Source organism: Pseudomonas sp. NFACC32-1, from assembly GCF_900101215.1.
GTDB lineage: Bacteria > Pseudomonadota > Gammaproteobacteria > Pseudomonadales > Pseudomonadaceae > Aquipseudomonas.
The window spans coordinates 207,576-217,592 of sequence record NZ_FMUL01000011.1; the positions used below are offsets into that span (position 1 = coordinate 207,576).

9 protein-coding genes and 1 pseudogene are annotated in these 10,017 nt (G+C 62.5%); 5 read left to right on the forward strand and 5 right to left on the reverse strand.

The genetic code is table 11. The annotated features are described in order from the left end of the window. Positions 1 to 24: 24 nt before the first annotated feature. Positions 25 to 939: a MurR/RpiR family transcriptional regulator gene (locus BLP99_RS17935; RefSeq protein WP_072396142.1), complete on the forward strand. Its 915-nt coding sequence runs from the start codon at positions 25 to 27 to the stop codon at positions 937 to 939. 34 nt (positions 940 to 973) lie between these two features. Next, positions 974 to 1,222: pseudogene (locus BLP99_RS26900) on the forward strand (glutathione S-transferase N-terminal domain-containing protein); the annotation flags it as partial. A 557-nt stretch (positions 1,223 to 1,779) separates the two neighbouring features. Here the strand turns inward: BLP99_RS26900 and hcnC are convergent. The 3 genes from hcnC to hcnA are packed head-to-tail and all read right to left on the reverse strand — an operon-like array spanning position 1,780 to position 4,779. Then, positions 1,780 to 3,057: a cyanide-forming glycine dehydrogenase subunit HcnC gene (hcnC, locus tag BLP99_RS17945; RefSeq protein ID WP_072459019.1), complete on the reverse strand. Its 1,278-nt coding sequence runs from the start codon at positions 3,055 to 3,057 to the stop codon at positions 1,780 to 1,782. Then, positions 3,050 to 4,459 carry a cyanide-forming glycine dehydrogenase subunit HcnB gene (gene hcnB, locus BLP99_RS17950; protein WP_092181264.1) on the reverse strand — a complete coding sequence of 470 codons (1,410 nt, stop codon included), beginning with the start codon at positions 4,457 to 4,459 and terminating at the stop codon, positions 3,050 to 3,052. Before hcnB ends, hcnC begins: the two co-directional genes overlap by 8 nt. After that, the gene (gene hcnA, locus BLP99_RS17955; RefSeq protein WP_072396115.1) at positions 4,456 to 4,779 is read right to left on the reverse strand and encodes a cyanide-forming glycine dehydrogenase subunit HcnA; all 324 of its coding nucleotides are present in this window, start codon (positions 4,777 to 4,779) and stop codon (positions 4,456 to 4,458) included. Before hcnA ends, hcnB begins: the two co-directional genes overlap by 4 nt. Positions 4,780 to 5,072: 293 nt before the next feature. Here hcnA and BLP99_RS17960 point away from each other — a divergent pair, with 293 nt between their 5' ends. Together BLP99_RS17960 and BLP99_RS17965 are read left to right on the forward strand one after the other, a co-directional pair. Further along, a complete protein-coding gene (locus BLP99_RS17960; RefSeq protein ID WP_072396113.1) occupies positions 5,073 to 5,756 on the forward strand; it encodes a response regulator transcription factor in 684 nt (227 codons plus the stop codon). Next, positions 5,734 to 7,119 carry a sensor histidine kinase gene (locus BLP99_RS17965; protein ID WP_072396111.1) on the forward strand — a complete coding sequence of 462 codons (1,386 nt, stop codon included), beginning with the start codon at positions 5,734 to 5,736 and terminating at the stop codon, positions 7,117 to 7,119. Before BLP99_RS17960 ends, BLP99_RS17965 begins: the two co-directional genes overlap by 23 nt. Positions 7,120 to 7,168: 49 nt before the next feature. Here BLP99_RS17965 and BLP99_RS17970 read toward each other — a convergent pair whose 3' ends face one another. Next, positions 7,169 to 7,417: a DUF1652 domain-containing protein gene (locus tag BLP99_RS17970; RefSeq protein ID WP_072396108.1), complete on the reverse strand. Its 249-nt coding sequence runs from the start codon at positions 7,415 to 7,417 to the stop codon at positions 7,169 to 7,171. A gap of 239 nt (positions 7,418 to 7,656) precedes the next feature. Then, positions 7,657 to 9,141, reverse strand: a complete 1,485-nt coding sequence (locus BLP99_RS17975) for a helix-turn-helix transcriptional regulator (RefSeq protein ID WP_072396106.1) — start codon at positions 9,139 to 9,141, stop codon at positions 7,657 to 7,659. 461 nt (positions 9,142 to 9,602) lie between these two features. On the opposite strand from BLP99_RS17975, the gene BLP99_RS17980 reads away from it, so the two are divergent. Next, positions 9,603 to 10,017, forward strand: a 415-nt coding sequence (locus tag BLP99_RS17980) for an OprD family outer membrane porin (protein ID WP_371128609.1), incomplete at its 3' end; no start/stop codon positions are given.

A 10,017-nucleotide genomic window follows, 5' to 3' on the forward strand; every position in this document is an offset into this window, starting at 1 on the left:
AAGAACAAGCCAGAAGGATTTTCTATGACCCGCCCCGATCTGCCGGAGCCGTCCGAGCGCGCGTCCGCCCTCGCAACCCCACCGATCAATGCCGAACGCCTGTTGCAACTGATCACCGAGGAATATGAAAGCCTGCCGCGCCAGCTCAAACGCATCGCCAGCTACATGAGCCAGCAAAGCGACCGCATCATGGTCGACCGTATCAGTGATATCGCTCGCGAATGCGAAGTGCATCCGTCGGCCATCGTGCGTTTTTCCCAACGCTTCGGTTTCAGCGGGTTCAGTGAAATGCAGGCGCTGTTCCGGGAGGCCTACACCCACAAGACCACGCCGGTACAGAACTACCAGCAGCGCATTCGCAGCATGATCGCCAACAAATCCCAGAAGGCCTGCGGCGGCGACCTGGCGCGCGAATGCATCAACGCCACACTCTCGGGCATCGAGCGATTGGGGCTGGAACTGGACGACCAGGCGTTCGACAAGGCCGTGGACCTGGTGGTCAATGCCGACAATATCTATGTGGTGGGCGTCCGGCGTTCCTTCGCGGTAGCCGATTACCTGGTGTACAACCTGCAACACACCAACAAGCGCATTCACCTGGTGTCCGGGCTCGGTGGCAGCTATCGCGAGCAGATGCGCAGCGTCCGGGCCAACGACCTGGTGATCGCCATCAGCTTCACCCCGTACGGCAAGGAAACCCAGCATTGCCTGCGCATCGCCCAGCATCACCAGGCCAAGACCTTGATCATCACCGACAGCAACCTGTCGCCCCTGGCCAAACGGGCCAATACGGTGTTGCTGGTAAACGAAGGCAGCTCGTTCGCGTTTCGCTCCCTGAGCGCTACCCTTTGCCTGTGCCAGGCATTGTTCATTGCCGTGGCCTACCGGCTGGAGCTCAAGGTCGATGAAATCCACGAACAGGCAGGATTCGAGGACTAGAAACCCGGACCGTCCAACCACAGAAGGAAGCACCATGAAACTGATCGGCATGCTGGACTCGCCATTCGTACGACGCGTCGCCATTTCCGCCAAATGCCTGGACATTGCGCTGGAACATGAATCGATTTCGGTGTTCAGGCAGTTCGAACAGTTCCAGCGCATCAACCCGGTGGTCAAGGCGCCGACCCTGGTGCTCGACGATGGCGCGGTGCTGATGGACTCCACGTTGATCATCGACCACCTCGAGGTCTTGGCCACACCGGGCAAAAGCCTGATGCCGGTCGACAGCGGGCAACGGCTGCGCACCCTGCGCCTTATCGGCCTGGCCCTGGCGGCGTGCGAGAAGTCGGTGCAGATCTACTACGAACGCAACCTGCGGCCGACAGAAATCCAACACGCCCCCTGGGTCGAACGGGTTGAAGGTCAACTGGCGGCGGCCTATGGCATGCTCGAACAGGAACTGGTGAAACAGCCCCTGGTCACCGACGGCTCACTCGATCAGGCAGGCATCACCCTGGCAGTGGCCTGGAGCTTCACCAACCTGGTGGTACCGGATCAGGTGCAGGGCAAGTCCTTTCCTTCGATCAGCGCGTTCACCGCCTATGCCGAAGGGTTGGAGGCGTTTGTCAGCACGCCGATGGAATAACCGGCGATGGCGGTCGAGCGCAGGATTCTGATTCACCCCGGATCCCTGTGGGAACGAGCTTGCTCGCGATGGCGGGGTACCAGCCAACATGGATGCTGACTGACCTTACGCTATCGCGAGCAAGCTCGCTCCCACAGTTTGTTTTCGGGTGACGGCGGGATAGGTATTCGCCACAGATCCCAAACAGGATTTGCTCAGGCCGGTTCCACTTCCTTCGGCTCCACGAACGCTGGTGCCACCTCGAACCGATCCGCCAGGAACGGCGTGATGTCCAGTGGCAACGGCTCGTCGTTCACCAATTTGTCCAGCAATACCCCGGTGATGGCCGAGGTCAGGATGCCGGTGCGGAAATGCCCGCAGGCATTGAGGTAGCCTTCCACGCCCCGCATCGGCCCCAGGATCGGCAACTCGTCGGGAGATCCAGGGCGCAGGCCGGCCCAGGTCCGCTTCAGGTTGATGTCGGCCAATTGCGGGATGCACCGCACTGCACCCTGGACCAACCCCTCGATTTCCGGGTACGTGGTGGTCACGTCAAAGCCTTTGTCTTCGGTGGTGCTGCCAATCAGGATTTCGCCGTTGTCCTTCTGGGCCACATAACAATCGCTGGTGGTCAGGCAGCCCTTGAGGATCTTCGGCATGCGTTCGGTCAACAGGATCTGGCCCTTGACCGGCTTGACCGGAATCCGCACGCCGGTGGCCTGCTCACTCAGGTCCGCCGCCCAGGCACCGGCGGCGTTGATCAGGGTCCGGCAATTGAAGGTGCCCGCCTCGGCGGTCTTCACCCCGGTGACCCGCGTGCCCTTGCGCAGGACCTCGGTGACGTTGGTGTTGAAGAACAGGTCGACGCCGTTCTGTCGAGCGCCTTCGGTATAGGCGTCCGCCAGGCGGAACGGACTGACCTGATGATCGCACAGGAACTCCAGCGCTCCCCGGGCCTCGTGGCTGACATTCGGCTCGGCCTCGCGCAGGGCGGCCTGGTCGAGCCAGCGGACCTGGTCCGCCAGGTGCGGGATGCAGGCGACGATATGCTCGGCGTACAAGCGGTCCTCATCGTCATAGATCACGAATTTGAGCCCGGTCTCCTCGAACTTGAAATCCATGCCGTGGTTGTCCATCAACTCCCGGTGCAATTGCGGATACAAGGCGTTGGACTGCAAGGCGAAGTCGAAGAACGATTGCGGCAGGATGTGCGGCGTACTGGCGTCCACCGCCACGGCGGCGCCCTGGGCCTGGCGCTTGCGGTTGGCCGACATCATGCGAAAGAAAATCACCCCGCACCCCAGCCCCACGGACTCGCCGATGGCCCACAGGCCTCCCGCGGAAGCCCGGGTGGCATTGCCCGGGCGCTTGGCATCGATCAGCGCGATCTTCAAGTGCTTGCGCTTGGACAACTGATAGGCACACGAAGCCCCGATCACACCGCCACCGGCGATGACCACGTCGTAATCCTTCAGGCTCTGATACTCAGTCATGCCGTACGCCCTCCTGGCCTACGTTCTGGAACGCTGAAAAGGGCACCGGGTCGATGGGGAAGCGCGGTCGCAACCAGCCCACATCCCCACGTCCGGTGGCTTCGCGCAGCCGGTCGCTGCAATAGCCGACGCACATCCGCCCCTGGCAGTCGCCCATGCTCACCCGGGTGCGCATTTTCAGGCTGGCCATGTCCTGCACGCCCTGCTCCAGGGCCCGGTCGATATCAGCGCGGGTGGCATGCTCGCAGCGGCAGATCACCGTATCGGCGGCGGGCAGCGCGATTTGCCCGGCACCGCGGCGAGTGTATCGGTCCACGGCGGCGCGGAAGCTCACGATGCGGTCCAGTTGCGCCTGGTAGCGCTCGCGGCGCTCAAGGGCGGTACGAGGGTCGAGCACATTGCCTTGCATCAGGATCGATAGCGCGGCGATGCGCCCGCTCAGCATGGCCGCTTCACCGCCACGGATCCCGCCCATGTCGCCAGCCAGGTGGATATGGGCCTCGCTGCTTTGCTGCCAGGCATCGGACACCGCCCTGAGGTAGCCGTCGTCGCTGGAGCCATGCTCCAGGCCCATCTGCTGGCTCAACTGGGTGCGTGGAATGAAGCCGTAGCCGACCGCCAGGGTCTGGGCCGGCACTTGTTCGGCACGGGCCAGGTCCGGCTCCCAGTCGCTGGAATAAGGCGCGACGGTGACACAGCTCAGCTCACCATCGCCATCGGCCCGCACCACGCCCCAGCCATAACGCACCGCAATGCCGTGCAGCTTGAGATAGCCCAGCATGCTCAGGCCGTCGAGAAACAGCTGTGGCTTGTTCAGCAAGGCCAGGCTTTCCTTGGCGATCCTGCCCAATGCGCACGCCTCGTACACGCCGGCCACGGCCACGCCTGAAGCATGCAGCTGGCAGGCCACCAGGGGCAGCAGCGGGCCGGTGCCCGCGATCACCACCGGACTGGGCGGCTTGACCACCCCGCTCTTGATCTGTAGCTGCAACCCACCCAGCATCATCACCCCGGCAAGCGTCCATCCGGGAAACGGCACGCTGCGCTCATGGCAACCGGCCGCCAATACCAGATGGGAATAGGCGACTTCCCGCAAACGCTCGTCGGCATCCAGCAGCATCAGCGCCCGGAACCCTTCGGCTCCGACGACGCGGCTGTCGAGCCGAACGTCGATCAGCCCGGCGTACTGGCGAAACTCACCGTGAAGCCTGTTCAGGGCCTGGCTATAGCGGGAACCCAGGTAGTCCAGGCTCACACCGTCGCGCAACGGCCCACGATAGACCACGCCACCCAGGCGCGGCGCCTCTTCGAGCAAAGTGCTGCGCACCCCATGGGCCGCCAGCTCGATGGCTGCGGCCATGCCCGCCGGCCCACCGCCGACAATCACCGGATCGAGGCTCATGGCGCCTCCGTTTCGGCGATGCGGTTGGCCCGGGTCTCGATCTGCATGCCGGGACGCACCCGGGTCTGGCAGGCGCGGCGCTTGTGACGCCCATCGATCTTGACGAGGCAGCAATGGCACACGCCCATGCCGCAATACGCGCCGCTGATCTGCTGGTGATCGTTGCGGGCCACCTGGCGCTGGCCCAGGGACTGGATGACGGTAAGAACGGTTTCGCCGTGGGCGGCGTCGACGATCCGCCCGTCCAGGCACACCGTCATGTCGGCCCTGGCCAGGGGCTGGATGTCGAATTTTCGGCGTAGAAGGTCTTGAGACTGCATGATGCTGCTCTTCCTTGATGCTTTTATTGAAGGACCAGTGAGGTCTCGGCTCCTTGCAGCACACCATCACCGGTTGCGTCGGTGCCTGCGTCAGCGCGAGCGCGCCAAGGCGGGGCAATCGATGCCACATGATAGTGCGGGCGAAACGCATGTTAGGGATAATTTGTGACCAAGTGTTGATCCAGGCCAGGGAAATCGCTGGCGGCTTCGATGAACTTTTTTTCAGAAAGCCGACAGGTAATCTTTGGCAGAATGCCGCGCAATGGCATCAATTTCTCAACCCGGTACCGCCCATGAACCGCATCCTGACCATCGAAGACGACGCCGTGACCGCCCGTGAGATCGTCGCCGAGCTGACCCGCAACGGCCTGAGCGTCGACTGGGTCGACAATGGCCGCGAAGGTCTGGAACGCGCGGTGAGCGGCGATTACGACTTGATTACCCTCGACCGCATGCTGCCCGAGCTCGACGGCCTGGTGATCGTCACCACACTGCGCAACATGGGCGTGGCGACGCCGATCCTGATGATCAGCGCCCTGTCCGATGTGGATGAACGGGTACGCGGTCTCCGGGCCGGCGGCGACGACTACCTGACCAAGCCCTTCGCTACCGACGAGATGGCGGCTCGTGTCGAAGTGTTGCTGCGCCGCAACAACGGCGCCCAGGAAACGCAAACCGCCCTTCGGGTCGCCGACCTGGAACTGAACCTGATCAGCCGCGAGGCCAGCCGCAACGGGCAACTGCTCAGCCTGTTGCCCACCGAGTACAAGTTGCTGGAATTCCTGATGCGCAACAGCGGACAGATCCTTTCGCGCATGATGATTTTCGAGGAAGTCTGGGGCTATCACTTCGACCCCGGCACCAACCTGATCGACGTGCACATTGGTCGTCTGCGCAAGAAAATCGACCCGCCGGGCCTGGAACCCCTGATTCGCACCGTGCGAGGTTCCGGCTATGTCATTGCTGAACCCCGCTAAGGGCTGGCGCTCCTCCAGCAGCCGCCTGCTGGCGCTGTACAGCGCGCTGTTCGTGATCTGGAGCGCTCTGTTGATGGGGGTGATGTATTACGAAGTGTTCGGCTACCTCGACAGCCTGGCCAAACACTCCCTGATGCAGCGCCAGCACCTGTTTGCCCGCATCCATGCCGACCAGCTGGAGGACGCGCTCATGGCCAGCCTGACCCTGGACGAGCGCGGGGTCGATGCCTACGGCCTGTTCGATCCGCAACTGCGGCACCTGAGCGGGCCGATCCAGCGGATTCCGGCCGACCTGCCGCTGGACGGCAAGATCCACATGCTGGGCGGCTGCGTCGACTCCGACGCCCCCGGCGTGCCCTCGGACAGTTGCGATGCGGTGGCGACCCGGACCCAGGACGGACGCTGGCTGGTGTTGGCACGGGACAACGGTTCGCTCTTCGCCGTCACGCACATCATCCTGCGGGCATTGTTCTGGGGCGTGTCGCTGACCATCCTGCCGGGCCTCGCCGGCTGGCATCTGCTGCGCCGCCGACCACTGCAGCGCATCCGCAAACTGCAGGCCAGCGCCGAGGCCATCGTGGCCGGCGACCTCACCCATCGCCTGCCACTGTCGAGCCGCCGCGACGAACTGGACATGCTGGCGGCGATCGTCAACGCCATGCTCGATCGCATCGAGCGCCTGATGAACGAGGTCAAGGGCGTGTGCGACAACATCGCCCACGACCTGCGCACGCCCCTCACCCGCTTGCGCGCCCAGCTTTACCGGATCCAGCAGGAAGCGGCAGAGGGCTCGCCCGAAGCCTTGCAGATGGATCAGGTGATTGCCGAGACGGATACCCTGATGGCTCGGTTTCGCGGGCTGCTGCGGATCTCCGAACTGGAAGACCAGCAGCGCCGTTCGGGTTTCGTGCGCCTGGACCCGTTGCAACTCTTGCAGGAACTGCACGACTTCTACTTGCCCCTGGCCGAAGAACGCGAACTGACCTTCCGCCTCGACGTGCCCGAGACCTTGCCCCTGCTCAATGGCGACCGGGCGCTGCTGTTCGAAGCCGTGTCGAACCTGCTGAGCAATTCCATCAAGTTCACACCGCCGGGAGGCGAGGTCGTCCTGCGGGGCGTGGACCAGGGCGACAGCACGCGCATCGAAGTACTCGACTCCGGCCCCGGCATCCCGGAGGCGGAACGCAAGGCCGTGTTCCGGCGTTTCTATCGCGCAGAGGGCAGCAGCCAGCACGGTGGATTCGGCCTGGGCCTGTCCATCGTGGCGGCGATTGTCAATCTGCACGGATTTACACTTGAGGTGGACAGCAGCGAACAGGGCGGAGCCCGCCTGGCGCTCGATTGCCGAGCGACGCTGCTGTAGCGATCAACCAGGACGTGGCTTTGCAATGAAGGGGGTGGTGAAGGGAGTTTCAGGCGGGATCACCGCGATACAGCGGAGTGTTGCCCAGCTCATAACGCAGTTCTTCGATCAGCTTTGCAATGCTTTCTTCCGACCGGACGCTGTCGATGCTCATGCCGCTTACTACCAGATCGACTTCACCGCTTTCACGGTGATAGAGGCGCACGGTCAGGGTGCCGTCGCCATTGAGGCTGCATTCGCAGGCCAGGGGCGTAAAATTCTCTTCGAGACGAGCACGCAAGGGAGCCAGGTGAGTCATGCGCTGCACCTCAGGTCCACGGGTTCGAATGAATGGCGGACAGCTGCGGCTTCCGGACCCGCGTAGACGTCCTGTCAATCCCGCATTCGATTGGCTTGCTGCACATGTGGCGTATTCCTTGACTGTTTCGTGGGGGACGCGACATCACCGACGACGTCGCACCCCGACAGCGTAAGGAAGCCTGGCTACAGGCAAAACCCGAATTTGCACCAACGGGCCCGGTACATTTGCACTGGCTATCATGGTGCCTTCATGCGCCACTCATTGGCGAACAGACCCCGTTCCCGCGCCCACACTATCGCCTCGCTACGGCTATGGACGTCCAGCTTCGAATACAGCGTCGCCACATGATTGCGCACGGTATTGGGGGCCAGTTTCAAGCGTGCGGCGATTTCCTTGTCGGCCAGTCCCTGGCAGATCAGCCCCAGCACATCACGTTCCCGGGCGGTCAGCTCGGTGAACGACACGCTGGGGACCGGTGCGTTGATGCTTTTCACATTGGCCAGTTTTTCAATCAGGGTCCGGCTGAACCAGGAAGCATCCTTCATCACCTCTTCGATGGCAGCCACCAGCTCCAGCTCCGAGCGCTTGCGTTCGGTGATGTTCATCAGCACCAACAGGTAGCAAGGCTTGTCCTGTATCAGCACCGTATCGGCGGCCACTTCACAATCGATGAGCTCACCACCTTTTTTCTGCACCTTGACGTCGATCCTTGAAACCGTGGCGGCCTTCTCCAGCTTGGCGAACAGGGCGGCGCTGGCTTCGCTGTCGATAAAGCCGATTTCTTCAACGGTCTTGCCCAGCAGCTCTTCGCTGGCATAACCGGTGGTTTCCAGGAACGCTTCGTTGATTTCCAGCAACTGTTGCTCGGCGCTGCATACCAGGGTAGGCACGGGAGACAGTCGGAACGACTTGGCGAAGCGCTCTTCGCTCTGGCGCAACGCAGTCTCGGCCTTGCGGCGCGGCTCCATGTCCATGAAGGAAAACAGCATGCAGTCTTCGTCCTGCAGGTCCAGTGGCTGGCCGGCGACGATCACCTGTTTGCTGCCGCCATCGGGCAGTCTCAGCTCGGCCTGCATCTGCGGAATGGTCGCGCCCTGCCCCAGGCGCTCGACGGCCAGGTCACGTTTTTCCGCGGCTTCCAGCACGTCCAGTTCATAGACTGAACGACCGATCACCTGGTCGCGACTGTAGCCGGTCATCTCCAGGAAACCCGGATTGACCTTGATATAGCGCAGGTCACTGAGACGGCAGATCACCGCCGGCGCCGGGTTCGCGGCAAAGGTTTTTTCGAAACGCTGCTCGGCGCTGGCCCATTCGGTGGCATCACTGAGGATCAACACCAGGTATTCCGGTTCACCGCCACGGTCGGTCAGCACCATGCTGCGGATCCGATGGACCCAGGTGCGATCGGGATCGGCCTTGGGGGTGACTTCCACCAGCACGTCGCTGAACTCATCGCCACGGGCCACCCGGGCGATGGGGTAGTTGTCCTCGGGCAACGCGTGATTGTTGCGATAGCGCAGGTTGAAACGCTGGGCGTACCCCTTGGCGTTGCCACCCAGGTCATTCAGATCGCTGACGCCGTGCATGGTCAATGCGGCCTCATTGGCCCACGCGATCGTCTGGTCGACTTCGATCAGCATCACCCCGTCCGACAGCCCGGCGATGATCTGCAGCAACTGGCGACGGTTGGTATCGGCATTGGGGACGTCTTGGTTCATTGGGTCTCCATGTGATCGACAAGGCATGGTGGTACGACCCTTCCCGAGGGTGACGCGTTCCCTGGAGAAAGGTGCCCGACAGGGACGATGCCGATGATGTTCGTTCGGGTGCCAGGCAAATCATCAAGATGCCGGCCTTCGACTAATGTCTTAGACCAGTCATCGCACAACCGTAAACGCAACCATCGCCCCTTTCGCCACGCACGATGTCCTTATCGTCACGGCTGTCACTCGCTCTGCCCTTGACGAGAGCCCCATTCACAAGGTGCATCCACTGGTAGAAATCAAATAATGGCCAGTTGACAAGGAGTCGGCGGCCACAAATAATCCCACTATGTTGTACGACGACGTATGACAAAAATAAAAACAACAAAAAAGTAGGGAGCGTTACTGTGAGCACACGTGTCCGTTTTTCCCCCAGCCGTCCTTCTCGCCATACCCTTTCCAGCACCAGCCATGCCCTGACCCTGCTCGGCTGCAGCAGTCTGGCAGCCTTGCTGCCCACCGTCGCCCAGGCCGAAGGCTTCGTCGAGGATGCCAAGGCCACGCTGAACCTGCGCAACGCTTACTTCAACCGCAACTTCACCAACCCGAACAATGCCCAGGGCAAGGCCGAGGAATGGACCCAGAGTTTCATCCTCGACGCCAAGTCCGGTTTCACCCAGGGCACGGTGGGGTTCGGCGTGGACGTGCTGGGCCTGTACTCGGTCAAGCTCGATGGTGGCCGTGGCACGGCAGGAACGCAGTTGCTGCCGGTGCACGACGACGGTCGCCCCGCCGATGACTTCGGCCGCCTGGGCGTCGCGCTCAAGGCCAAGGTCTCCAAGACCGAGCTGAAGGTCGGCGAATGGATGCCGGTGCTGCCGATCCTGCGTT